Below are 22,417 nucleotides of genomic sequence, written 5' to 3' on the forward strand. Positions count from 1 at the left end.
CCCGCACGCGGCACCCGGAAGGAGACCATCATGGATAGTCAGATGCCGATCTATGTCATCTCGGTCGCCGCCGAGCTGGCCGACATGCACCCGCAGACGCTGCGCCAGTACGACCGGCTCGGCCTCGTCACACCGAGCCGGGCTCCCGGGCGCGCCCGGCGGTACTCCCAGAAGGACGTCAGCACCCTCCGCGAGATCCAGCGGCTATCCCACGAAGGGGTTTCCCTCGAAGGGATCCGCCGCATCCTCGAACTCGAGAACCAGGTGTCGGCGCTGCAGCAGAGGGTCCGGGAACTCAGCTCCGAACTGGCGCAGCGCCGCGGTCAGCCCGATCCCAGCCGGGTGTTCGCCGCCGGGCTGGCCGGCGACGTCGTCACCTTGGCCCGGGGCCAGCGCCCGCGGGCCCGCAGCCAGGCCGTCATGGTCTGGCGCCCGGACATCGCCCGCAACTGAGCGGACGGCACGGCCCGGTGGATTTCAGCGGCCAAAATCTGGAAATCGCCGCACCCGCAGGGCACACTAGAGGCATGCTCCGCTCCCGCTCCCGCTCCCCGAGGACCCTGTACTGATGGACGGATTTCTTCAGCTGCTGATGGTGTTCGGCATCATCCTGCTCATCATGGGCCTGACCTCCACCGCGCTGCTCTGGCTGGCCGTCCGGCGGATCCGGCGTTCAGGACTGATGCGGCGCGCGGCCGACAACGGCGTCCTGACCCTTCACTCCCTCGCCATGGACCGGACCGTGCGGGAGCCGGCCCGGCTGGCCCTGGAGCTCCGCCGCTCCAACCAGGCCAACCGGCGGGCCCTCGCCGAGGCCGTGCAGCGCGGCTGGCCGGTGGGCAACCTGCCCGCCGCCGCCGAAGAGCTCGAACGGGCCGCCGCCTCCGTCGGAGACCACCTGCGCATGGCCGACCGGGAGCCGAACCGGGCCCTGAAACGGGAACTGACGGCGGACCTCGCCCGCCATGTGCGCTCCCTTGAGGGACTCTCGGTTGACCTCCGGCGCTGCCTGCTGCGGGGTTCAGGCTCCATGGACCGGCTCGAGCTGGAACGCAGCGGCGCCCGGCTGACCATGGAGATCAGCGCCATGCATTCATGGCTTACCGCCTACGGGGTCCGGAGGGCGTCATGACGGCGCCGCTCCGCCGCTCCTAGGCCCCGGCAGGGCAGCGATGTCCCTTTCCCGGCGCATCTCGCGGATCGTCCGCGCCAACAAGGCCGCCGCCCAGCCCGTCGAGGACCCTCGGGTGACCGCAGCCAACGCACAGCGGGCGCAGCACGCAGCCCTGGATCAGGCACGGCGGGGAGCCGCCGATGTCGCCGCGCACCGGCGCCGCCTCGAAATCCTGGCCGGCGAGGCTGCCGCGCGGGTGCGCCACTTCGAGGCGCACGCCGCCGCCGCGGTCGCCCGTGGCGATGACAACGCCGCCCGGGAAGCCCTGCGAGCCCAGCTGGGTGCCGCGAAGCACCTGCAGACCCTCAGCGGGCAGCTTCAGGAGATCGACGTTCAGGCCCGGCGGCTCGCCGCCGACGTCGCACGGCTTGAGGAACGGATGTCCGACAGCTGGCTCCGGCACCAGGCCCTGCTGGCCCAGCAGGCCGCGGCCGAGGCCTCGGTGCGGGCCCAGGAGGCACTGCGCGCCTCGGCGGGCCCGATCGGGGGCGGGGAGCTCGCCGCCCGGGAAGCCGAGCGGGAGGTGCGCCGCCTGCAGGCACTCGCCGCCGCCCGTGAGGAACTGGCCTGGTCGGATCCTTCCTCACAGCGGGTCCAGGAGGCGTTCGAGGAGCTCGAGGCCGACTCCGCTGCGCGCCTTGAGCTGGCCCGGCTCAAGGAACAGCGGGCTAGAGGCTTTCGTCCCGGGCCGCAGTAAGGGCCTGCAGCACCGCGTCGTCAATATCGTCGACTGTCTTCAGGCGGATCCGCCAGCGGAACGGATCGTCCTTGGCCGCCCGCGCCGGCTCGGCGCGCGGATCGTTCGGGCGGGCGAAGCGCAGGAACACGTCGACGGCGGACTTCGTCGCCGGGGTGACCTGCGCGAACTTCCGGCGCGCCGTCTGCAGTGAGATGTAGGTCTTGCGCATCTGCACCTCGACGCCGTCGGTGTCGAGTGCCCAGGCGAGGAGCCGGTCCCCGATGGGCCGCAGCGCCTGCCGGTCCGCGTACTGGCCCTCGTACAGTTCGTCTCCGGATCGAAGGATGAAATCCGGGTAGCCGAACATCGCCCAGTCCACGCTCATCAGGCTGTAGCCGGTCACCCCCTGGGCTTTCAGCCAGGCCGCGAGCGCCGCCCGGGAGTCGACGCCGGCGCCGCGGGCGGCCTCCACCCACTCCTCAACGCTGCGGCCCGTGGTGCGCTGGAGCCGTTCCGCATTCGTGTCGGCCATCGCCTGCCAGGTCTTAATCTCGCCCATTGCCCCAGCGTAGCCGGACCGCCCTCAACCCTGCGTTGGTACACTCGCCGCATGGAGCTGAACGGATCCCACTTCCTTGTCGTCGGTGCCACCGGAGTGCTGGGATCAGCGCTCGCGCGCGGCCTTGCCGCCCGGGGAGCCCTCCTGACCCTGAGTGGACGGTCGGAGGCCAAGCTGGCCGCCCTTGCCGGCGAGTTGGGCGGTGCCGCTGCCGGCACCGTCGCGGCCGACCTCGGCCGGCTCAGCGCACCCTCGGATATCGCGGCGGCCGCCTACGGACGGGAGCTGAACGGCATCATCTTCGCCGCCGGCGTCGTCGCCTTCGGGCCGGCCGTGGAGGTCGACGACGACACCCTGGATGAGCTGATGCTGGTGAACCTGCTCGGGTACATGCGCCTGATGCGCCAGCTGGCGCCGCGGCTGGCCGAAGACTCCGTCGTCGTCCAGCTCAGCGCCGTCGTCGCCGAGCGGCCCACCGCGGGCATGGCCGCCTACTCCGCCACCAAGGCGGCACTGAGCGCCTACGGCAAGGCACTCAGCCTCGAACTGCGCCGCCAGGGATCCCGGGTGCTGGATGTGCGCCCCCCGCACACGGAGACCGGCCTGACCGAACGGACCCTCGCGGGCACCGCCCCGCGGCTGCCGCAGGGCAAGGATCCGCAGGCCGTCGCCGAGCGCATCATCGCTGCCATGGTGGACGGCGAGAAGGACTTGGCCTCTACGGCGTTCTGAGCCGCCGGACCCGGATGCGGTGTCGAAGGCCGGCCAGCGGCTCATGCCACGACCTTGATGTTGACGGACCGGGTGTTCGGGGACGACATCAGGCTGAACGCCAGGAAGGAGTAATGCTCGGCGCTGCGGGCGGTCGAGATGTCGCAGGATGCGATCGCCTCCTGCATGCCCACCGCCGTCGGGGCGAAGTCATCCTTTCCCGCAGGGTCACGGGCGGCCGGGACAGGGTCGGGAGTATCCACGGCGACAGGGTGAAAGGGCTGACCTGGATGTATGTTCGAGGCCCAGCTCGCTAAAGGATGCGCGGATCGTTACGCCGGCGGCCTTGGCGTCATACGGGCAGGGACTCTGGCCTCCACCGCCGGCTCGGTGTAGAACAGAACGACGGCGGCGGTCCGCCGCACGAAGCTGCCCGGCCGGACTCGGAAAGGATCCAGCGAATGAGCGAAGCGACAGGGATCGTTCCCACGGCGGCGCCCTCGGGCACCGGCTGCGTCGAGTGCCTCGGCAGTCAGGGGTGGTGGCTGCACCTGCGGCGGTGCGCCCAGTGCGGGCACATCGGGTGCTGCGACTCCTCGCCGAGCCAGCATGCGAGCCGGCATTCGGCGGAGTCCGGCCATCCCATCATCGCCTCCTTCGAGCCGGGTGAGGACTGGTTCTGGAACTATGAGACCGGTTCCTACACGCAGGGAATGAAGCTTGCGCCGCCCCAGCACCGCCCGTTGAAGCAGGGCTCGCCGGGGCCGGCAGGGGCTGTTCCCCGCGACTGGGTCACAAAGCTCCACTGAACCGCTCCACTGAACCGCTCCACTGAACCGCTCCACTGAACCGCTCCACTGAACCGCTGCACTGAACCGCTCCACTGAACCGCTGCACTGAACCGCTGCAGGGACGCGCTCCGGGCGGTGCCGCAATGCGGACCTACCCGGTGGGCAGGTCCGTGCGGCGGTAGGTGAGGTCAAAGACCATGCGTCCGGCCTCGAGCGCCTTGTTCTCGAAGCTGGTCAGCGGGCGGCCCTCGAACCGCGGAGCCCAGCCGCCCAGGGTGTCGGTGCCCTCGTTGATTCCGGTGTTGCCGGTGCTGACGGGGTCTTTGCCTTCACGGACCGGGGCGCCGCCGACCACCGATTCCACACCGCTCTCCCATACCTGGGTGAGGGGGCTCATCTTTCCGGTGCGCTCGCCGGCGTGGAGGTTGCCGAACATCGGCGAGGCGTTGAGGGCCGAGCGCATCTGCACGGCGTAGTCGGACCAGTCGGTGGCCAGCCGGAACAGTCCCCCGGGTTCAAGCACCCGGGCGGCGAGCTCGACGAAGCTTTCCTTCACCAGGCGCCGCTTCCGGTGGCGCACCTTGTGCCAGGGGTCCGGGAAGTAGACCCAGAGTTCGCTGAGCGAGGCCGGCTCGAGCATTCCCGCCAGGGCCTCGGGGGCGTTGACCTGGGCCACCCGGACGTTGGTCAGGCCTTTCTGGCTGATCCGCAGCATCGTCTGGGCAAGCCCGGGGCGGTACACCTCTAAGGCCAGGAAGTTGCGGTCCGGGTTCAGCTCGGCCGCATGGGTGATCGCCTCACCGAGCCCGGAGCCGACCTCCACCACGAGCGGGGCGTGCCGGCCGAAGGCAGCGGTCGCGTCGAACCGGTACTCCGGGTCCACCGACGTGTCGGCGGACACGCGCGGCACGTCGATCAGGTAGTCCCCGGCGAGTTCGGCCCACGCCTCGCGGCGGCGGCCCTGGAGCCGGGAACCGCGTCGAACGAAGGACACGGGGTGGCCGCGGGGCGGTTCGGGTGTTTCGGGATCTGCCGGGGTGGTTGCCGGGGCGTTGGGCTCGGTGCTCATCACCCTCAAGGCTACCGCCCGGTGTGCCCGGCGCGGGGCGGCCGGGCGGTCAGCCGATGCCCGCCGCGGCGAGGGACGCCAGCCGGGACAGCGCCAGTTGGGCGTACAGGGCGGCGCCGTCGGCCAGGACATTGTCGTCGAACACCGCCAGGGGCGAGTGGTTGAACGGTGCCGACTGAGGGTCGGCGCCCGGCGAAGTGGCGGCGAGGAAGACAAAGCTGCCGGGGACCGCCTCCAGGATGCGCGAGAAGTCCTCGGAACCGCTCAGGGGCTGCTGCATCTCCGAGTACCGGCCGGGGCCGAAGAGCGCGTCAACCTGCTCCTGCGCGTGGAGCGTCTCCGAGAAGTTCGTCACCGTCAGCGGGTACTCGGTCTCGTAGTCGACGTCGGCCTCCAGCCCGTGCGCCTCGGCGATGCCGCGCACCAGGCGCGGGGCGATGGCGGCCATCTTCTCCCGGTTCTCCGCCGAGAAGGTCCGCACGGTGGCCTCGATCCGGGCCGTGTCGGGAATGATGTTCCGCTTCGTGCCCGCCCGAAGCACCCCTACGGAGATCACCACCGGGTCGAACATATTGAACTGCCGGGTCACCATCACCTGCAGCTGCGTGACGATTTCGGCGGCCACGGTGACCGGGTCCTTCGCGGTGTGCGGGGCCGAGCCGTGGCCGCCGGCGCCGCGGACCGTCACCATGAGCCCGTCCGAGGCCGACATCAGCGTGCCGCCCCTGCTGGCGAAGATCCCGTTGGGCAGCAGAGAGGAGGTCACATGGAGTCCGTAGGCCGCATCAGGCAGTCGGCCGGAGGCCTCGAGGACGCCCTCGCGGATCATCACCGCCGCGCCGTCGTACCCCTCCTCACCGGGCTGGAACATGAGCACGACGTCGCCGGCCAGCTCGTCCCGGTGGGCGGCGAGCAGGCCGGCGGCACCGGCGAGCATCGAGGTGTGCAGGTCGTGCCCGCACGCGTGCATGACGCCGTCGATGGTGGAGGAGAACTGCTCTCCGGTGCGTTCCTGCACCGGGAGGGCGTCCATGTCGCCGCGCAGCAGCACGGTCGGCCGCCGGCCGGCCGAGGCGGCGGTGCCGCGCAGCACGGCGGTGACGGAGGTGGTCTCCGTGCCCAGGGTCACCTCGTACGGGAGGCCCTCAAGGGATTCGAGGACCTTCTGCTGGGTCCGCGGCAGCGACAGCCCGATCTCGGGTTCCCGGTGGAGACGGTGCCGCAGATCGGTCAGGCCGCCGTGGAGCTGGCGTGCCTCCTCGAGCAGGCTGGCGGGGGTTGCGGTCATGAAGGTCCTCCCGGTGGATTCTGTCGATGATTCCCCTGGTGTGGGTCCTCACACCCTCCCAGACGGTGCCGGAAAACGGGAGGGGTGAAGCGCCTCCGGGGCGGTGCGCGTCAGTCGGGGGCCGTTCCGGCTGGTAAGGTGGAAGGACATGCCTGCGTATCCCGGAGGCCGGAGACGGCCCCGATACCCGCAGCCTGCGTCGATGAGCGCTTTCTTTTGTCCCGCATCCAGCTTCCCGTATGGAAGCGCGGTGGACACTGTCTGACTTTTCTTCGGCGAACCCCTGTGCCAACCGGCGCCGGGGAAGATGAGAAGAAAGTTCGTGTATATACATGACTACTTTTGCCGCCCTTGGTGTGCCCAAAGCGCTGGTTTCGAACCTGACCGCGCAGGGAATCACCGAACCTTTCCCCATCCAGGTGAAGACCCTCCCCGACACCCTCGCGGGACGCGACGTCCTCGGCCGCGGCCGCACCGGCTCGGGAAAGACCCTCGCTTTTGCCCTTCCCATGGTGTCCCGGCTCGCCGAGCAGGAGGCCGCCTACCGGCGCAAGCCCGGACGCCCGCTGGCACTGATCCTCGCCCCGACCCGCGAGCTGGCCACCCAGATCAACAACACCGTTGAGCCCTTGGCCAACGAGCTGGGCCTGAACACCACCGTCATCTACGGCGGGGTCTCCCAGCAGCGCCAGGAGAAGGCACTGCGGGCCGGCGTCGACATCGTCATCGCCTGCCCAGGCCGCCTCGAGGACCTGATGCGACAGAAGCTCATCACCCTTGAATCGGTGGAGATCACCATCCTCGACGAGGCCGACCACATGGCCGACCTGGGCTTCCTGCCCGTCGTGAAGAAGATCATGGACACCACGCCCACCGAGGGCCAGCGCCTGCTGTTCTCGGCGACGCTCGACAACGGCGTGGACAAGCTCGTCAACCGCTACCTGAGCAAGCCCGTCACCCACTCGGTCGACGACCCCCAGGCCGCGGTCACCACGATGGAGCACCACGTGCTGCTCATCGGCGACCAGACCCAGAAGAAGCAGCTGATCGTCCAGCTTGCCTCCGGCACCGGGCGCCGCCTGCTGTTCATGCGCACCAAGCACCACGCCCGCAAGCTGGCCAAGACCCTCACCGACGCCGGCATCCCCGCCGTCGATCTCCACGGCAACCTCTCGCAGAACGCCCGTGACCGGAACCTTGCGGAGTTCTCCAGCGGCGATGTGCGCGTCCTCGTGGCGACCGACGTCGCCGCCCGCGGCGTGCACGTCGACGACGTCGAACTCGTCGTCCACGTCGACCCGCCCACCGAGCACAAGGCCTACCTCCACCGATCGGGCCGCACCGCCCGCGCCGGGTCCTCGGGCACCGTCGTGACGATCACCCTGCCGGAGCAGAAGTCGGAGGTGCAGAAGCTGATGCGCGCCGCCGGCGTCGACGTCGCCTTCGAAAACGTCAAGGCAACCTCGCCGCTGGTCGGCAAGCTGATCGGTGACGTCGCAGAGAAGATCGATCCGCGCACCCGCGCCGCACTGATCGCCCAGCGGGACACCGCCCGCGGCGAGGGCACCTCCACCGGAGCCAACGCCCAGCGCAAGCGCGCCCGCCGCGGCGCCGCAGCACCCGCCGCCGGCGGACGCGGCGGCAGGGGTGGCCGTGGACGTGTCGCGGCCGAGGCGCAGCCCGCCCAGGGCAACCGCGCCGACCGCCGCAAGGACCAGCCGCAGGCACCGCGCTTCGGCACCGAGGCAGGCGCCGGCGCAGGCCGCCGCCGCTCCGCCGAGGGCCGTCCCGCAGCCGACACCGCCGGAACCCGCAGCCGCCGTCCCGCAACGGGCCAGCGCGCCGCCGACGTCGCCCCGCGCCGTCCGGCGGCCGCCGGCGGAACGTCCTCGGGCCAGCGCAGTCACGCACCGGCCGCAGCGGGCCGTCCCGCCAGCGCCGGGCGCTCCGGTGGCTCGCGCAGGGCGAGTGCGCCGGCGTCGAACGACCGCCGCACGCGCTAAGCTCCGCTGATCCGCCAGCTGAAAGGCCCCTTCCCGTGCGGGAAGGGGCTTTTTCTGCTGTGCGGGGCGTCTCGCTGCGTTGGGGGGCCCGCCGAGTTTGTAGATAACCACGCTCCCGCGGGGTCGAAGCGTGGTGAACTGCAGTTTCGGGGGTGAGGAAGCGTGGTGAGCTGCAGTTTCGGGGGTGAGGAAGCGTGGTGAGCTGCCGTTTTGTCGGGGGCCGAGGGGCCGCGGTGCAGATCCCCCGACGCCGCACCCGGCAATGCGCGACAATGGGCCCATGAATACACTCCTGAACGTGATCTGGCTGCTCTTCGGCGGTATCTGGCTGGCCCTTGGCTACTTCGCCGCCGGAATCCTGTGCTGCGTCCTGATCATCACGATCCCTTTCGGAATCGCCTCCTTCCGGATCGGCCTCTACGCCCTTTGGCCGTTCGGGCGGACGGTAGTAGACCGCGGCGGGCAGGTGTCCTTCTTCTCCACCCTGGGCAACGTCATCTGGCTGCTCGTCGCGGGGATCTGGATCGCCATCGGGCACGTCCTCACAGCGATCCCCATGTTTGTGAGCATCATCGGGATTCCCCTGGGCATCGCTAATCTCAAGCTCATTCCCGTGTCACTGATGCCGCTGGGCAAGGTCATCGTGGAGACGCGCGGCACACGAATTCCCCAGTACCGCTGACCCCGGGCCGGACCCCGCCGAGTTGGCAGCTCACCACGCTTAGGCAGGATCGAAGCGTGGTGAGCTGCTCTTTCGGCGGAGGTGGGTGGTGCAGAGCGTGGTGAGCCGCACCTTCGGCGGGGGCCGGGTTTCTAGGAGCCGGCTCCCCGAAGGAACGCCTCCATGAGCGGCCCGCCCGAGGTCGAGCCGAGCTCGCCCTCTTCGACAAAGACCGCGACGGCGAGGTCACCCTGCAGTGCGACGATCCACGCATGGGTGCGCGGCGGGGTCTCGCTGCCGAACTCCGCGGTCCCGGTCTTCGCGTGCACGGGATCGCCTGGAACGCCGGCGAGCATACCGGCACCGCCCTCGGTGACCACGGCGCGCATCAGTGCCCGCAGAGTGGCGGCCTCCTCCGCGGTCAGTTTGCTGGGTTCGACCGGCGCGCTGGACGGGGATGCCTCTCCCGAAGGCTCGGAGGACGGGGACGCCGACGAGGATGCCGACGGCGCGGAGCCCGAAGACGACGCCTCGTCCTGCCCGCCCGCCAGCACCGTCGGGGTGACCCTGGCGCCCTTGCCGACGCTCGCGGCCATCGTCGCGAGCGCCAGCGGCGAGACGAGGATTTCGCCCTGCCCGATCATCGACGCGGCGTGCGCGGTTCCCTCCGCCTCGGCGGGAACGACGCCGAAGAAAGCCGGCGTGCCGATTGAGGCTTCGATCCCGATGCCGAGGTCAGCGGCTGCCGAGGCGAGTTCCTGCTGGGACACCTGATCGCGGTTGGAGATGAACCCGGTGTTGCAGGACTGCGCGAAGCTCTGGAGCAGTGGGATCGTTCCGGTGAACTGCGCCGGGTAGGTGCTCGCATTGTTGAAGCTGCGCCCGTCGACGGTGAGCTCGGCGGGGCAGTCGGTGGGGGACTCCGGGGTGAGGCCCTTGCGCAGCAGCGCGAGGGTGGTCGCGATCTTGAAGGTGGACCCCGGCGGGTACTGCCCGAGCAGCGCGGTGGGCAGGCCTTCACTGCCGGGTCCGTTTGCGGCGGTCAGGACTTCCCCGGTGCTGGGGCGGATGGCGACAATCGAGGACGCCGAGGGCTCCTCGGCGAGGACCTCCTCGGCAAGGGTCTGTAGCTTCGCGTCGAGCGTGGTGGCGAGCGGCTTTCCATCCACCGGGGACTTGGCGAACAGCGACCGGGGTGTCAGGGTGTTCCCGTCCCCGAGAACCGCGGTGATTCTTACCCCGGGGGTTCCGGCGAGCAGTTCGTTGTGCTGGCGCTGCAGGCCGGAAAGGCCGGTGATATCCCCGGCCTCGAGCTTCCCGCCGGACTGCTCGATCAGTTCGGCCGTCGGTTCCCCGACGGTGCCCAGCAGCTCACGGGCGAAGGCCCGGGTCGGCGCCAGTTCACGGAAATCCTGAAGGGCAACGGCCCCCGGAATGGCGTCGATGGCGGCGCGGTCGGCTGCGAGCGGGGCGTCCTCGCGCAGCACGATGGCCTCGACGAACGCCTCCGCGCCGGCGGCGGCCACCTGCTCCGCGTAGGACGCCGGATCGATCTCCACGAGTGCGGCGAGTGCACGCGCCGCGGCGTCGTGCCCGTCTTCGGGGGCTTTGGTCTTGTCGATGCCGACCCGCAGGACCGTGCGCTCGGTGACCAGCACCTCGCCGTCGGCGCCGGTGATGTCGCCCCGGTCAGCAGGAATTTCCTCACGGGCGAGGTGTTCATCGACTCGCAGTTCCGGGACGAAGATGGCCGGGTCCCATTCGGCCTGCCACTCGTCCTCCTCCCGGGAGAGCTCCACGGACGTCGAGTAGGTCCAGTCCTCGTCCGAGGCGTCGACATCCCACACATAGTCGAGGGTGGCCGTCGCGGTGTCCTCACCAGTTGACTCCACGCCGTCTACGGCCACTCTGGGCTTCAGCGGTGCGAGTGCCTCGGTGATGGAGCCCAGGTCCGTGGTGACATCCTCGGCCCTGACCGCGGTGAAGGCCGAGCCCCCGACGTCGAGCTTGGACAGGCCCGCGGCGAGCCTTTTCGCGGCATCGGCAGCGCTTGGCCGGTCGTCGGCGCAGGCGGCGAGCGAGGCCGCCAGGACGGTGGTGGTCAGGACGGCGGTCAGTCGATGAAATTTCCCCATCGGGCCATTATGGCCGACAGCGGCCCCTCTCCGGACCGGGCTCGAAAGAACGACGGCAGGCCGGGCGGTCACCGGCCGTTTCGCTGGAGGCGAATCGGGCATAAGAACCGGCACGAGAAGGTTGAGTCAGGTACACTCAACTTAGGTTTTGGAAGGTGTTCCGATCAGGAACATCGTCGATAGCGAAGGATGGGTCCATGGACGCAAAATTCACCACCAAGAGCCAGGAGGCTCTTTCGGCTGCGGCAATGAACGCTTCGACGGCGGGCAACGCCCAGGTCGAAACGCCGCACTTCCTCAAGGCGCTGATGGACCAGCGGGAGGGCATCGCCGTGGCACTGCTCAAGGCGGCCGGCGCCTCGCCCGACGACATCAGCGTGCAGGCGAGCACGGCCATCCGCGCACTGCCCTCCTCCTCGGGATCGAGCGTGGCCCAGGCCCAGTTCTCCCGGGGCGCCCTCCAGGTGATTTCCGCTGCCCAGCAGGAGGCCGAAGCGCTGGGGGACCAGTTCGTCTCAACCGAGCACCTGCTGCTCGGGATTGCCGCCGACGCCGGACCTGCCGGAAGGATTCTGCGCGAGGCCGGAATTTCCCGCGACGCGCTCGCGGCCGCGCTCCCCGGCGTCCGGGGCGACCGCAGGGTGACCTCCGCCGACCCGGAAAACACCTTCCAGGCCCTCGAGAAGTTCGGCGTCGACCTTACCGATCTGGCGCGGGCGGGCAGGCTCGACCCGGTGATCGGACGTGATTCGGAGATCCGCCGCGTCGTGCAGGTGCTCTCGCGCCGCACCAAGAACAACCCGGTGCTGATCGGGGAGCCGGGCGTCGGCAAGACGGCCGTCGTTGAAGGCCTCGCGCAGCGCATGGTCGCCGGGGACGTTCCGGAGTCCCTCCGTGGCAAGTCCCTCATCAGCCTCGACCTCGGCTCGATGATTGCCGGCGCAAAGTACCGGGGCGAATTCGAGGAGCGGCTGAAGGCCGTGCTCGAGGAGATCCGCTCCTCCAACGGGCAGGTCGTCACCTTTATCGACGAACTGCACACCGTGGTCGGTGCCGGTGCCGCCGAGGGCTCGATGGACGCCGGCAACATGCTCAAGCCCATGCTCGCCCGTGGCGAGCTGCGCCTGATCGGCGCAACGACCCTCGACGAGTACCGCGAGAATGTGGAGAAGGACCCGGCGCTGGAGCGGCGCTTCCAGCAGGTCTACGTGGGGGAGCCGTCGGTGGAGGACACCATCGGCATCCTCCGCGGGCTCAAGGAACGCTACGAGGCACACCACAAGGTCTCCATCGCCGACTCCGCCCTGGTGGCAGCAGCGACCTTGTCCAACCGGTACATCTCCGGGCGGCAGCTGCCCGACAAGGCCATCGACCTCGTCGACGAGGCCGCGTCGCGCCTGCGCATGGAGATCGATTCCGCCCCGGTGGAGATCGACGAGCTGCGCCGGGCCATCGACAGGATGCGGATGGAGGAGCTCGCGCTGGAGCGTGAGACGGACGAGGCCTCCCAGGAGCGGCTCGAGGACCTGCGCGCCGTGATGGCGGACCGGCAGGAGCAGCTCTCGGCGCTCAATGCCCGGTGGGAGGCCGAGAAGGCGGGCCTGAACCGGGTCGGTGACCTGAAGGCGTCCCTCGACGAGCTGCGCTCACAGGCAGACAAGGCCCAGCGCGAGGGCGACCTGGAGACGGCCTCGCGGATCCTGTACGGGGAGATTCCGCAGGTGCAGCGGGAGCTCGACGCCGCCCAGGCAGCCGAGCAGGAATCGGCCGGGGAGGCCCCGGAGCTGATGGTGGCCGAAGAGGTGACGGCCAACGACATTGCGGAGGTCATCTCCGCGTGGACCGGCATTCCGGCCGGCCGCATGCTGCAGGGGGAGTCCCAGAAGCTGCTGCACATGGAGGAGGTTATCGGCTCCCGGCTGATCGGCCAGTCCAAGGCGGTCGCGTCGGTCTCGGATGCGGTGCGCTGTGCCCGGGCCGGGGTTTCCGACCCGAACCGGCCCACCGGCTCCTTCCTGTTCCTCGGCCCGACCGGTGTGGGCAAGACCGAACTCGCGAAGGCGCTGGCGGACTTCCTGTTCGACGACGAACGCTCCATGGTGCGCATCGACATGTCCGAATACTCCGAGAAGCACTCGGTCGCCCGGCTCGTTGGCGCGCCGCCGGGCTATGTCGGTTACGAGGAGGGCGGCCAGCTCACGGAGGCGGTGCGCCGCCGTCCCTACAGCGTTGTCCTGCTCGACGAGGTGGAGAAGGCGCACCCGGAGGTCTTCGACATCCTCCTGCAGGTGCTCGACGACGGCCGCCTGACGGACGGGCAGGGACGCACCGTGGATTTCCGCAATGTCATCCTGGTTCTGACCTCCAACCTGGGCTCACAGTTCCTGATGGATCCCTCGCTCGATGACGCGGCCCGCCGCCAGGTCGTGATGGCGACGGTGAACGCCAGCTTCCGGCCGGAGTTCCTCAACCGCCTGGACGACGTGATCATCTTCGACGCGCTCAGCCTCGATGAGCTGTCGAAGATCGTCGACCTTCAGGTTGAGGCGCTGGGCAAGCGGCTGCAGGAGCGCCGACTCACCCTCGAGGTGACGCCGGCGGCAAGCGAGTGGCTGGCCCTCACCGGGTTCGACCCCGCCTACGGTGCCCGGCCCCTGCGCCGGCTCGTGCAGCGGGAGATCGGCGACCAGCTCGCCCGGGGGATCCTCGCCGGCGAGATCAACGACGGGGACCGCGTCCTGGTCGACCGGGACGGCGATGGAAGTGCCGACGGTCAGCGGGAGGGGCTCAGCCTGCGCGCCGTCGCCTGAGCGGGCGTGCCCACAGCCCTCTTCCAGCAGGCCGGGGCTACTCGGTGAGCAGGCTCCGGCTCAGCGTCGCACCGTCCTGCAGGACGGCGAAGCAGTCAACCCGGCGGTCGCCGTCGGCCCAGGTGCCTTCGGTGGGCGTCACGCGCAGCAGCTCGATCCTGCCTGCTCCGGCCGCGACGCCGGAGTCGATCGGGGCGGTATCACAGGCCGAGTCGGCCCGGGCGCCGAGCTGGTTCCGGCCGGGGAATTCGGCGTCGTCCGGATAAAACTCCGAGGCGATCAGCTGGGCCCGGTGCGGCGTCGAGCAGGTCACGATGGTGACATCGCTCTCGATGTCGGTGGAATCGAGGAGGCAGTGGCCGGCGGTCAGGACCGACGGCGGGACGTCTTCGGCAATCACTCCGTCGGCGCCGGCCGCGGTTGGGATGTCCTCGGGCGACTGAGGGTCGCCGGCGCCGGTCAGGCCGCGCACCAGACTGATGGCCGCCCAGATGAGCAGGGCCAGGACCGCGATGCCGCCGAGGACGAGGAGCGCCACCGGGCGCCGGGACTTCTCCCGGCGCTCACGGGACCGCGCCCGCCGCGGGCCCACGGGTTCGCCGGCGTCGCCGACCGGCGCCCAGGTGGACCGGCGGGCACCGGGCTCGGCCGCCGGTCCGGCGGTTTCCGGTGCTCCGGATGCGCTGGGGGAGACGGCGGTCGCGCCGGCCCGTCCGGCGGCACTGGTCGAAGCGGCGGGGCCGACCCCGAGAGCGGCCGGATCGGTTCCCGCGAGGAGGCCGGAGTGGGCGGCACCCGATCCGACCACCACCGGTTCAGGAACGGAGGCGAGGCTGAGGTCCTCGGCATCCTCGGCATCCTCGGCACCGGCATCCCATGAGCCTGCCGCGCCGGTGTCCTTGGCGGAACCGTCCGCGGGAGAATTAGGGGTGGACGGGTGCACGGCTGAAGGGCCTGGAGAGGACCCCGAGGACCCCGAGGAGCCGTTGGGAGCGGAGCGCTCCCCGGCGGGCCCGGGGGTGGACTCCCCTCCGGCGGAGTTGCTTCTTTTGTCCGGGATGGACGGGCCGGTTGACTCACCCGCCGCGGATGCGCCGGACCGGGGCTCACTGCTCTGGGTCGTACTGCCTTGGGTCTCACTGCTCCGGGGGGTGGCTTCCGCCGCATCACCGGCCGGGCCGCCTGCAGGCGCGGTGCCCGACGGCGCCGCCGTTACAGTCGGCGCGTTGGCGGGCAGGGGGCCGGCCAGGAGGGCGGCGTCCTCGGCCTCCTCCGCCACCGACTGGGCCTCCGCCGCCGCTTCATCGAGGGCCGCGGCCTCGGCCGCGGTCCTGCTGACGGACGCAGGCGCCAGCACCGGTTCTGGGAGCGTCAGGTCCTCCGCCGTCACCGACAGTTCGGGTTCCGACGGTGCGCCGGCAGCGTTGGCCTCGGTGGCGCCCCCGGGCTCGGCGGCACCGGCCTCCAGAGCCGCATTCCGGGCCTCATCCTGGTGCCCGCCGGCGTCCGGTTTCCCCTGATCCTCCGGACCACGCTGGGCGTTCTCCCGATTCTTCGTAGCCAACCGTTGTCTCCTCGGAGGGTTTTGGTTCTGCGCCCGGAAATGGGCCCTTAGGGCAGAACTCTATCCAAATTTGCGCCGTTCGGGCGCTGATCTCCGCCCGCCGGCACGCGCCCTTCCGAGGCGGCGGGAGGGCGATCCGTCATGCACGTCACAACGGCACGCGGACTCACGTTAAAGCATGTAACCTATAGTTACGATAAATTGACCAATTACTCCGGGGCCTCGCTGCAGCCTTGGGCCTTTGTGCCCCAGTGACCACCTCCGGATCGACGCACAAAGGGGGTCACGCCATGGGGCGCGGCCGTCAAAAGGCAAAAGCTACCAAGCAGGCGCGGGACATGAAGTACTTCAGCCCCGCGACCGACTACACGGCACTGCAGCGCGAGCTCACAGGCCCAGGTAGCCATGCCTCAAACCGACGCAGTGAACCTCTCGAACCGGTTGAGCCGGACTATTCGGAGTATGCGGACAAGTATGCGGACGAATTCGACGACGACGGAGAAGACGGTTCCCGGCGCACGGGATAGTTTCCACCGCGCCGGATAATCTTTGAATCCCCGATACGGGTTTTCGCAGGTCGGCAGCAACTAGACATCGAAAGAGCGGTGCAGCTGGTGCACCGCTCTTTCGTTCGTCCTTTTTGCCGGGCTTTCCGGCCTCCGGTCAGGCGTAGGAGCCCACCAGCCGGACAGCTCCGCCGTCGACGCCCTTGGCGCCCTGCACGTAGTCCGGTCCGTCGGCCCGCACCGATCCGGCGGCGGAGCCCACGGTGCCCATGGCCCAGGCGGGGACGCCGCGCTCGGCGAGGCGCGCCAGGGCGGCGTCGGCTCCCTCGGCCCCCACGATGGCCACCATTCCGACACCCAGGTTCAGGGTGCGCTCCAGGTCCGGCAGGGGCACGTTGCCGAGCTCGGAGACGAGCGAGAAGATCGGCGGCAGTGCCCAGGTGGAGCGGTCCACGGTGGCCTCCATGCCGCGGGGGAGGACCCGGGCGAGGTTCGCGGCGAGGCCGCCGCCGGTGACATGGCTGAACCCGTGCACGGCGGCGCCGGTGGTGCGGGCGAGGTCGAGGCAGTCGGCGGCGTAGATGCGCGTCGGCTCGAGCAGTTCCTCGCCCAGCGTGCGGCCCAGTTCAGAAACCTGGCGGTCAAGGGCCCACCCGGCCGAGTTGATGACGCGTCGCACGAGGGAGTAGCCGTTGGAGTGGAGGCCCGAGGCGGCCATGCCGATCACGACGTCACCCTCCCGCACGCGGTCCGGGCCGAGCAGCCCGTCGGCCTCCACGACACCGGTGGCCGCACCGGCGACGTCGTACTCGTGCTCTCCGAGCAGGCCGGGGTGCTCGGCGGTCTCCCCGCCCACCAGGGCGGTTCCGGCGACCGAGCAGGCGGCGGCGATGCCGCGGACAATGGCGGCGATGCGCTCGGGCACCACCTTGCCGCAGGCGATGTAATCGGTCATGTAGAGCGGCTCGGCACCGACCACCACGATGTCGTCGACGACCATGCCCACCAGGTCGAAGCCGATGGTGTCGTGGATGTCCATGGCCTGGGCGATGGCGACCTTGGTGCCGACGCCGTCGGTGGAGGTCGCCAGCAGCGGCCGCCTGTAGGTCAGCAGCTTCGACACGTCGTACAGGCCGGCGAACCCGCCGACGCCCCCGATCACCTCGGCGCCGTGGGTGGCCTTGACCGCGCCCTTCATCAGCTCGACGGCGCGGTCACCGGCCTCGACGTCCACTCCTGCACTTGCGTAGGTGATCGGATTGGGGGAGGGGGTCATACCCGTTCTTTCCTGTCTGCGTCGGTGAGTACAGCTTCGAATTCGGTGTCGGGCCCGGGCTCGCACCCGTCGGCGTCGTCGGCCGGGTTGCGCTCCAGGAGGTTCTTGCCCAGGCGGTCGGCGGCGGGGAGCTCGATGGGGTAGCTGCCGGTGAAGCAGGCCGTGCACAGCCGTTCGCGGGGCTGCTGGGTGGCGGCGATCATGCCGTCCTCGGAGATGTAGGCGAGGCTGTCGGCGCCGATCGACTTGCTGATCTCCTCGACCGCGGCCCCGTTGGCGATCAGTTCGGCGCGGGAGGCGAAGTCGATCCCGTAGAAGCAGGGCCAGCGGACCGGCGGGGAGGAGATCTTGACGTGGACCTCGGCCGCGCCGGCCTCCCGCAGCATCCGCACCACGGCCCGCTGCGTGTTGCCGCGCACGATGGAGTCGTCGACCACGATGATGCGCTTGCCGCGGATCACCGATTCCAGGGCGTTGAGCTTGAGCTTGATGCCCAGCTGCCGCAGGGTCTGGCTGGGCTGGATAAAGGTGCGGCCCACGTAGGCGTTCTTGACGAAGCCGTGGGCGAAGGGGATGCCCGACTCTTCGGCGAATCCGACGGCGGCGGGGGTGCCCGATTCGGGCACCGGAATGACAATGTCGGCCCCGGCGGAGTTCTCCCGCGCCAGCTGCCGGCCCATCTCCACCCGGGATTCGTACACCGAGCGCCCGGCGATGGCGGCGTCGGGGCGGGCCAGATATACGTACTCGAAGACGCAGCCGGCCGCCGTTGAGGTCCCGAAGCGGCTTGAGCGGACCCCGTCCTCGTCGATGGCGATGAATTCCCCGGGCTCGATCTCCCGGATGAAGCTCGCGCCCACGGTGGCCAGCGCGGCCTGCTCGGAGGCAACGACCCAGCCGCGCTCGAGGCGGCCGAGCACCAGCGGGCGCACCCCGTAGGTGTCCCGTGCCGCGTAGAGGGTTCCCTCGTCCATGAATACGAAGCAGAAGGCGCCGCGGATGTTCGGCAGCAGCTCCATCGCCGTTTCCTCGAGCGAGCGGCCCTCATCACCGGCCAGCAGTGCGGTGACCAGGGCGGTGTCGGTGGTGTTGCCCTGGGCGATCTCCCCGGAACGGGGTACGCCGTGCCGGTCCAGGACCATCTGGTACAGCTCGGCGGAGTTGGTCAGGTTGCCGTTGTGGGCCAGGGCGACGGTGCCCGCGGCGGTGGCGCCCAGGGTGGGCTGGGCGTTGGCCCACTGCGAGGCTCCGGTGGTGGAGTACCGGCAGTGGCCGACGGCGATGTGGCCGGTGAGCGTGTTCAGGGTGGTCTCGTCGAACACCTGGGACACCAGACCCATGTCCTTGTACACATTGATGCGCGCCCCGTCGCTGGTGGCGATGCCGGCGGACTCCTGCCCCCGGTGCTGCAGGGCGTACAGGCCGTAGTAAGTCAGCTTGGCCACCTCTTCCCCCGGGGCCCAGACACCGAAAACGCCGCAGGCATCCTGGGGGCCTTTTTCGTTGGGGAGAAGATCGTGGGTAAGTTTTCCATCACCGCGCACCATGGACCCATTCTCTCACGGGCCGGATACGGCACCCGAACGTGACGGCGGCCGGCTTCTGCAGCTGTCGAAAAAGTCTTCCAATCCCTTGACTTGTATACGGCGTACACCTAGCGTTGGGTTCAGATGGTGTACGCCGTACGCCACGCACCCGAGAGAGTGGAAAATGACCTCACTGCGAAGGACCGCCGCCGCCGCCGGCGTCCTCTTCCTCATCACGCACGTCACGTCGATCGCGGCGCGGCTGCTCTACGTTCCGGCGCTTGGCAATCCGGAGTACATCACCGGCTCGGGGCCGGAATCGCTGGTGGTCCTGGCCGCCTTCCTCGACGTGCTGCTCGTGGTGGCCATCGTTGGAACCGGCGTTGCCCTCTACCCCGTGGTCCGGCGGCAGAACGAAGGCATCGCCCTGGGGTATGTGGCGCTGCGTACCCTCGAGGGCGCGGTGATCACCGCCGGCGTCGTCTCCCTCCTGACGCTCGTGACGCTGCGGCAGGACCTGCCGCAGGCGGGCCCGGAGACGCTCGCCCTCGGCAGCGCCCTGGTCGCCTTCAACAACTGGACCTTCCTCGTCGGGCCGAGTTTCATCTGCGGAACGAACACCCTGCTCCTGGCCTACCTGCTCTACCGGTCCGGGCTGGTGCCCCGGTTCATCGCCGTGCTGGGGCTGGTGGGAGGGCCCCTGGTCTTCGCCTCGGGGGCGGCCCAGATGTTCGGCCTCTACGAGCAGGTCTCGGTGTGGGCGGCGGTGGCGGCCCTCCCGGTGTTCGCCTGGGAGGTGTGCCTCGCGGTCTACCTGATCGCCAGGGGCTTCCGGTCCCCGGCCGTGGCGGCACTCGACGCGGCCCGGACGCCGGGCGACCGCGTGCCCGCCTAGTCCGGGGCGTACCCGTCGGGGACATCCCGGCGGGCGGGTGATACGGCGGGGACCGTGCCTAGCGGCGCGGTCCCCGCCGTTCCGGTGTCCGGCGGCGCGGGCCGGGAAGGCGGCCTGCGCGACCGGTGGCGGTGCGGCCGGCGCGTCAGTGGACGGTTTTCGCCGCCTCAGGTTTCGACGGGTGGGTTTTGGTCCCCTGCGAGGTCCAGCCCCGCGCGTGAAGCTGCTCGAAACCGTCGAGGAGCAGGTCGAGGGCGAACTCGAACTCGAACTGGTCGTCGCAGCCGTGCCCGACCACCGACCCTTCGTCGTGCGTCACCGACGTCGCGATCGCCACCACGTTCGGGTAACGCTGGGCCGCCTGCCGGAGCATCTCGGCCCGGTCGGTGTCCGTTACGGCCGGCGCCGGGGCCGTGGGGTCCTCGAACAGTTCCTGGGTGAATCCCCACATCCGTCCGCCGAGGGCGTGCATGGCGTGGTGGGTGAGGTCCAGGGACAGTCCGCCGGCCAGGAACACGCCGACGAAAGAGTCCATGTAGTCGAGCACCACGGGGGTCATGCCGGTGCGGGTCTCGATCGCCCGGCGGGCCCAGGTATGCCGCTGCAGGGCGCGCCGCGCCGAGAGGACCCTCGACCGCACGCCGCTCTTCCAGTCGGCGTCGGGTGCCGGAGGGCCGATCTCGCCGACGATGACGTCGACCATGCCGTCGAGGAGTTCCTCCTTGTTGGCGACGTGCTTGTAGAGGGCCATCGGCACCACCCGGAGCTCCTGGGCCAGCCGGCGCATGCTGAGCGACTCGATGCCGATCTCGTCGGCAAGGGCCACCGCGGCCCCCAGTACCCGGGCCCGGTTCAGGCGCGGGCGCGGCCGTGCCTCGATGGGGTCCGTCATTGCCACCGCCTTTTCTTGTGCCGCACACCCGGTCGCATCATCAGGAGTACAGCGTACGCCTCGGGGTCGGCGGGCGGAACCGGCCGAGAGAGGGCGGGCTCAGGCGTCGTCCTCAACGGGGTCGGCCGAGAGGCGGCGGGCCCGGCGCACACTGCGCCGGTCGAGCACCAGGACCACGAGGGCACCAAGCAGCAGCCCGGGCAGTGCGAGGACGACGAAAAAGAACCCCAGAACCGATTCGCGGGTCAGGGTGGGATCGGGCGGACTCGTGTAGGCGATGATGAGTGCTGCGATGAAGCCGACCGCCACTCCAAGCAGCATGAACGGGGCGAACCGGGGGGCGCGGCGCACGCTCACCTCCCGGCGCTCGGCGGGTCGCTCAGCGGGGTGCTCAGCGGGGTGCCCGGACGGGCTGTCGGACGGCGGGGTCTCGGAGCTCATGAATTAAGGCTACCGGCGATCAGCCGGTCCGTTCGACCAACTGATAGCCGTCCTCGGCGAACACCACGGTGTAGGCGGTACCCGGGTAGGTCTCCTCGGCGTGAGCCTCGGCGTCGGCCGGGGGAAGCGTGCCCCAGCTCCAGTCCTCGGCGTCGACGAGGAGGAAGTCGGGGGCCGGGTTGGTGTTCCCGATCCAGTACACCTCGGCCCGGGGCACGAGGTAAGCCATCAGCCCCACCCCGGTCTCCACGCTGGCGCCGGGGGGCACCGCATCGATCAGCCGGTGCGCGGCGTCCCAGCGGGGGGACTGCCGGTAGGTCCGGGGGTCGGCGAGCTCCGCCAGGGACTGGGCGGGCAGCAGGGCCAGCGCGGCGGCCGCGGCGCCGGCGCACCCGGCGCCGGCGAGGACCCGCGGCAGGGTGCGCCCGCTGCGCCGGAGCCCGGCCGCGGCGTCGATCAGAGCCAGGAAGAGCACGGGCATGAGCACGGCGCTGTAATGCCAGCCCGGCCCCCAGTAGCCCACCTCGGTGGAGGCGAAGCGCCAGAGCAGGGTCGGCACCAGGACCAGCGTCAGCGGGGAGCGCAGGAAGACCACCCCGCCGGCCAGCAGGAGCAGGAGCGCCGTCTCGTACTTGGGTGCCCCGGAGAAGAAGTCGGCCGCCGCCTGCACAGGGTCGGCCAGCATCGCCGCCGCGTCGACGCGGCCGGCGTAGTCGTAGGATCCCCCCGAGTTCAGGGCCGGCAGAATCACCCGCACCGAGAGCAGGAGCCACAGGGCGCCCCAGCACGCGAGCCACAGCCCGGCCGCGTGCCGGAAGCGCAGCGCCACCACGAGGCCGAGCGCGATCACCGTCAGGCCCAGGTCCTCCTTCACGAAGACCAGCAGGGAACCCCAAGCCAGGGCCGCGGCAAGGCGCCGGCGGATCAGCGCCTCGCAGCTGAGGGCGAGCAGCGGGACGGCGAACGCGATCTCGTGGAACTGGGCCGCGGCGGCGGCCTGCAGCCCCCAGGACAGGCCGTAGGCCAGCCCGACGGCGGTCCCGCCGGCCCGACCCAGCTCCCGCAACCCGGTGCGGGCGACGACGAACACCGAGAGCCCGAACAGCAGGTTCTGCAGCACGAGGAGGGCGAAGGCCGAGGGGGCCAGGGCGTACACGGGCCCGAGCAGGACCAGCAGCGGATGGAAGTGATCCCCGAGCAGGTTGAAGGACTCGCCCTTGATCGGGACGATGGGCGCGTGGAATCCCGCGTAGGCCTTGGCGAGCTGGGTGAAGATCCCCAGGTCCCACGACGGCGACTCGAGCCGGTGCCACTGCGCGGTGGAGTAGGCGCAGTAGAGAACCGTGACCGCACCGGCAATCAGCCAGGCGCCAGCGGGCTGGCGCCGGACGGCGCCGCCGGCCGCGGCGGCCAGGGCGGCGGCGCGGGCCGGGCCCC

At 70.3% G+C, this 22,417-nt stretch carries 21 protein-coding genes; 10 read left to right on the top strand and 11 right to left on the bottom strand.

Annotation, left to right across the window (positions count from 1 at the left end):
- Positions 1-30 precede the first annotated feature (30 nt).
- The 3 genes from GVV77_RS15750 to GVV77_RS15760 all read left to right on the top strand — a co-directional run bounded on the left by GVV77_RS15750 (position 31) and on the right by GVV77_RS15760 (position 1,871).
- Positions 31-453 carry a heat shock protein transcriptional repressor HspR gene (locus GVV77_RS15750; RefSeq protein ID WP_159619937.1) on the top strand — a complete coding sequence of 141 codons (423 nt, stop codon included), beginning with the start codon at positions 31-33 and terminating at the stop codon, positions 451-453.
- A gap of 115 nt (positions 454-568) precedes the next feature.
- Positions 569-1,132: a hypothetical protein gene (locus GVV77_RS15755; protein ID WP_159619939.1), complete on the top strand. Its 564-nt coding sequence runs from the start codon at positions 569-571 to the stop codon at positions 1,130-1,132.
- 40 nt (positions 1,133-1,172) lie between these two features.
- On the top strand, positions 1,173-1,871 hold the full coding sequence (locus tag GVV77_RS15760; RefSeq protein ID WP_159619941.1) for a PspA/IM30 family protein: 699 nt from the start codon (positions 1,173-1,175) through the stop codon (positions 1,869-1,871).
- Here GVV77_RS15760 and GVV77_RS15765 read toward each other — a convergent pair.
- Positions 1,843-2,412 (bottom strand): DUF5655 domain-containing protein, encoded by a 570-nt coding sequence (locus GVV77_RS15765; RefSeq protein ID WP_159619943.1) that lies wholly within the window; start codon positions 2,410-2,412, stop codon positions 1,843-1,845. The genes GVV77_RS15760 and GVV77_RS15765 overlap by 29 nt on opposite strands.
- A gap of 51 nt (positions 2,413-2,463) precedes the next feature.
- Here GVV77_RS15765 and GVV77_RS15770 point away from each other — a divergent pair, with 51 nt between their 5' ends.
- On the top strand, positions 2,464-3,144 hold the full coding sequence (locus tag GVV77_RS15770; protein WP_159619945.1) for an SDR family NAD(P)-dependent oxidoreductase: 681 nt from the start codon (positions 2,464-2,466) through the stop codon (positions 3,142-3,144).
- Between the two features lie 41 nt (positions 3,145-3,185).
- Here the strand turns inward: GVV77_RS15770 and GVV77_RS15775 are convergent, their stop codons facing one another.
- A complete protein-coding gene (locus tag GVV77_RS15775; protein ID WP_159619947.1) occupies positions 3,186-3,386 on the bottom strand; it encodes a hypothetical protein in 201 nt (66 codons plus the stop codon).
- 198 nt (positions 3,387-3,584) lie between these two features.
- Between GVV77_RS15775 and GVV77_RS15780 the strand changes: the two genes are divergently transcribed.
- Positions 3,585-3,932 carry a UBP-type zinc finger domain-containing protein gene (locus tag GVV77_RS15780; protein WP_159619949.1) on the top strand — a complete coding sequence of 116 codons (348 nt, stop codon included), beginning with the start codon at positions 3,585-3,587 and terminating at the stop codon, positions 3,930-3,932.
- A 133-nt stretch (positions 3,933-4,065) separates the two neighbouring features.
- Here the strand turns inward: GVV77_RS15780 and trmB are convergent, their stop codons facing one another.
- Together trmB and GVV77_RS15790 are read right to left on the bottom strand one after the other, a co-directional pair.
- Positions 4,066-4,983, bottom strand: coding sequence for a tRNA (guanosine(46)-N7)-methyltransferase TrmB (trmB, locus tag GVV77_RS15785; RefSeq protein WP_159619951.1), 918 nt, complete (start codon positions 4,981-4,983; stop codon positions 4,066-4,068).
- A gap of 49 nt (positions 4,984-5,032) precedes the next feature.
- Positions 5,033-6,271, bottom strand: coding sequence for a M20 metallopeptidase family protein (locus tag GVV77_RS15790; protein WP_159619953.1), 1,239 nt, complete (start codon positions 6,269-6,271; stop codon positions 5,033-5,035).
- 332 nt (positions 6,272-6,603) lie between these two features.
- Between GVV77_RS15790 and GVV77_RS15795 the strand changes: the two genes are divergently transcribed.
- Together GVV77_RS15795 and GVV77_RS15800 are read left to right on the top strand one after the other, a co-directional pair.
- Positions 6,604-8,274, top strand: coding sequence for a DEAD/DEAH box helicase (locus GVV77_RS15795; RefSeq protein ID WP_159619955.1), 1,671 nt, complete (start codon positions 6,604-6,606; stop codon positions 8,272-8,274).
- 280 nt (positions 8,275-8,554) lie between these two features.
- Positions 8,555-8,956: a YccF domain-containing protein gene (locus GVV77_RS15800; RefSeq protein ID WP_159619957.1), complete on the top strand. Its 402-nt coding sequence runs from the start codon at positions 8,555-8,557 to the stop codon at positions 8,954-8,956.
- A gap of 131 nt (positions 8,957-9,087) precedes the next feature.
- Here the strand turns inward: GVV77_RS15800 and GVV77_RS15805 are convergent, their stop codons facing one another.
- A complete protein-coding gene (locus GVV77_RS15805; RefSeq protein ID WP_159619959.1) occupies positions 9,088-11,070 on the bottom strand; it encodes a penicillin-binding transpeptidase domain-containing protein in 1,983 nt (660 codons plus the stop codon).
- Between the two features lie 197 nt (positions 11,071-11,267).
- On the opposite strand from GVV77_RS15805, the gene clpB reads away from it, so the two are divergent.
- Positions 11,268-13,880, top strand: a complete 2,613-nt coding sequence (gene clpB, locus GVV77_RS15810; protein WP_159619961.1) for an ATP-dependent chaperone ClpB — start codon at positions 11,268-11,270, stop codon at positions 13,878-13,880.
- 37 nt (positions 13,881-13,917) lie between these two features.
- Here clpB and GVV77_RS15815 read toward each other — a convergent pair whose 3' ends face one another.
- Positions 13,918-15,444 (bottom strand): septum formation family protein, encoded by a 1,527-nt coding sequence (locus tag GVV77_RS15815; protein ID WP_159619963.1) that lies wholly within the window; start codon positions 15,442-15,444, stop codon positions 13,918-13,920.
- Positions 15,445-15,734: 290 nt separating this feature from the next.
- On the opposite strand from GVV77_RS15815, the gene GVV77_RS15820 reads away from it, so the two are divergent.
- Positions 15,735-15,971 (top strand): DUF3073 domain-containing protein, encoded by a 237-nt coding sequence (locus tag GVV77_RS15820; RefSeq protein WP_159619981.1) that lies wholly within the window; start codon positions 15,735-15,737, stop codon positions 15,969-15,971.
- A 136-nt stretch (positions 15,972-16,107) separates the two neighbouring features.
- Here the strand turns inward: GVV77_RS15820 and purM are convergent, their stop codons facing one another.
- Positions 16,108-17,226 (bottom strand): phosphoribosylformylglycinamidine cyclo-ligase, encoded by a 1,119-nt coding sequence (gene purM, locus GVV77_RS15825; protein ID WP_159619965.1) that lies wholly within the window; start codon positions 17,224-17,226, stop codon positions 16,108-16,110.
- The gene (purF, locus tag GVV77_RS15830; protein WP_159619967.1) at positions 17,223-18,773 is read right to left on the bottom strand and encodes an amidophosphoribosyltransferase; all 1,551 of its coding nucleotides are present in this window, start codon (positions 18,771-18,773) and stop codon (positions 17,223-17,225) included. The genes purM and purF overlap by 4 nt, the downstream gene beginning before the upstream one ends.
- Before the next feature lie 163 nt (positions 18,774-18,936).
- Between purF and GVV77_RS15835 the strand changes: the two genes are divergently transcribed.
- Positions 18,937-19,647 carry a DUF4386 domain-containing protein gene (locus tag GVV77_RS15835; protein WP_159619969.1) on the top strand — a complete coding sequence of 237 codons (711 nt, stop codon included), beginning with the start codon at positions 18,937-18,939 and terminating at the stop codon, positions 19,645-19,647.
- A 145-nt stretch (positions 19,648-19,792) separates the two neighbouring features.
- Here the strand turns inward: GVV77_RS15835 and GVV77_RS15840 are convergent, their stop codons facing one another.
- From GVV77_RS15840 to GVV77_RS15850, 3 genes are all read right to left on the bottom strand, one after another.
- Positions 19,793-20,539 carry a TetR/AcrR family transcriptional regulator C-terminal domain-containing protein gene (locus GVV77_RS15840; RefSeq protein ID WP_159619971.1) on the bottom strand — a complete coding sequence of 249 codons (747 nt, stop codon included), beginning with the start codon at positions 20,537-20,539 and terminating at the stop codon, positions 19,793-19,795.
- A 99-nt stretch (positions 20,540-20,638) separates the two neighbouring features.
- Positions 20,639-20,980 (bottom strand): hypothetical protein, encoded by a 342-nt coding sequence (locus GVV77_RS15845; RefSeq protein ID WP_159619973.1) that lies wholly within the window; start codon positions 20,978-20,980, stop codon positions 20,639-20,641.
- A 19-nt stretch (positions 20,981-20,999) separates the two neighbouring features.
- On the bottom strand, positions 21,000-22,417 hold a 1,418-nt coding region (locus GVV77_RS15850), incomplete at its 5' end, for a DUF2079 domain-containing protein (protein ID WP_159619975.1).

Source organism: Arthrobacter zhaoguopingii (assembly GCF_009828605.1).
Lineage (GTDB): Bacteria > Actinomycetota > Actinomycetes > Actinomycetales > Micrococcaceae > Arthrobacter_D > Arthrobacter_D zhaoguopingii.

Coding starts and splice junctions, on each gene's coding strand:
- GVV77_RS15795 (WP_159619955.1), top strand. CDS start 6,604: ATGACTACTTTTGCCGCCCTTGGTGTGCCCAAAGCGCTGGTTTCGAAC.
- clpB (WP_159619961.1), top strand. CDS start 11,268: ATGGACGCAAAATTCACCACCAAGAGCCAGGAGGCTCTTTCGGCTGCG.
- GVV77_RS15750 (WP_159619937.1), top strand. CDS start 31: ATGGATAGTCAGATGCCGATCTATGTCATCTCGGTCGCCGCCGAGCTG.
- purF (WP_159619967.1), bottom strand. CDS start 18,773: ATGGTGCGCGGTGATGGAAAACTTACCCACGATCTTCTCCCCAACGAA.
- purM (WP_159619965.1), bottom strand. CDS start 17,226: ATGACCCCCTCCCCCAATCCGATCACCTACGCAAGTGCAGGAGTGGAC.
- GVV77_RS15755 (WP_159619939.1), top strand. CDS start 569: ATGGACGGATTTCTTCAGCTGCTGATGGTGTTCGGCATCATCCTGCTC.
- GVV77_RS15780 (WP_159619949.1), top strand. CDS start 3,585: ATGAGCGAAGCGACAGGGATCGTTCCCACGGCGGCGCCCTCGGGCACC.
- GVV77_RS15790 (WP_159619953.1), bottom strand. CDS start 6,271: ATGACCGCAACCCCCGCCAGCCTGCTCGAGGAGGCACGCCAGCTCCAC.
- GVV77_RS15760 (WP_159619941.1), top strand. CDS start 1,173: ATGTCCCTTTCCCGGCGCATCTCGCGGATCGTCCGCGCCAACAAGGCC.
- GVV77_RS15835 (WP_159619969.1), top strand. CDS start 18,937: ATGACCTCACTGCGAAGGACCGCCGCCGCCGCCGGCGTCCTCTTCCTC.
- GVV77_RS15845 (WP_159619973.1), bottom strand. CDS start 20,980: ATGAGCTCCGAGACCCCGCCGTCCGACAGCCCGTCCGGGCACCCCGCT.
- GVV77_RS15820 (WP_159619981.1), top strand. CDS start 15,735: ATGGGGCGCGGCCGTCAAAAGGCAAAAGCTACCAAGCAGGCGCGGGAC.
- trmB (WP_159619951.1), bottom strand. CDS start 4,983: ATGAGCACCGAGCCCAACGCCCCGGCAACCACCCCGGCAGATCCCGAA.
- GVV77_RS15800 (WP_159619957.1), top strand. CDS start 8,555: ATGAATACACTCCTGAACGTGATCTGGCTGCTCTTCGGCGGTATCTGG.
- GVV77_RS15770 (WP_159619945.1), top strand. CDS start 2,464: ATGGAGCTGAACGGATCCCACTTCCTTGTCGTCGGTGCCACCGGAGTG.
- GVV77_RS15840 (WP_159619971.1), bottom strand. CDS start 20,539: ATGACGGACCCCATCGAGGCACGGCCGCGCCCGCGCCTGAACCGGGCC.
- GVV77_RS15805 (WP_159619959.1), bottom strand. CDS start 11,070: ATGGGGAAATTTCATCGACTGACCGCCGTCCTGACCACCACCGTCCTG.
- GVV77_RS15765 (WP_159619943.1), bottom strand. CDS start 2,412: ATGGGCGAGATTAAGACCTGGCAGGCGATGGCCGACACGAATGCGGAA.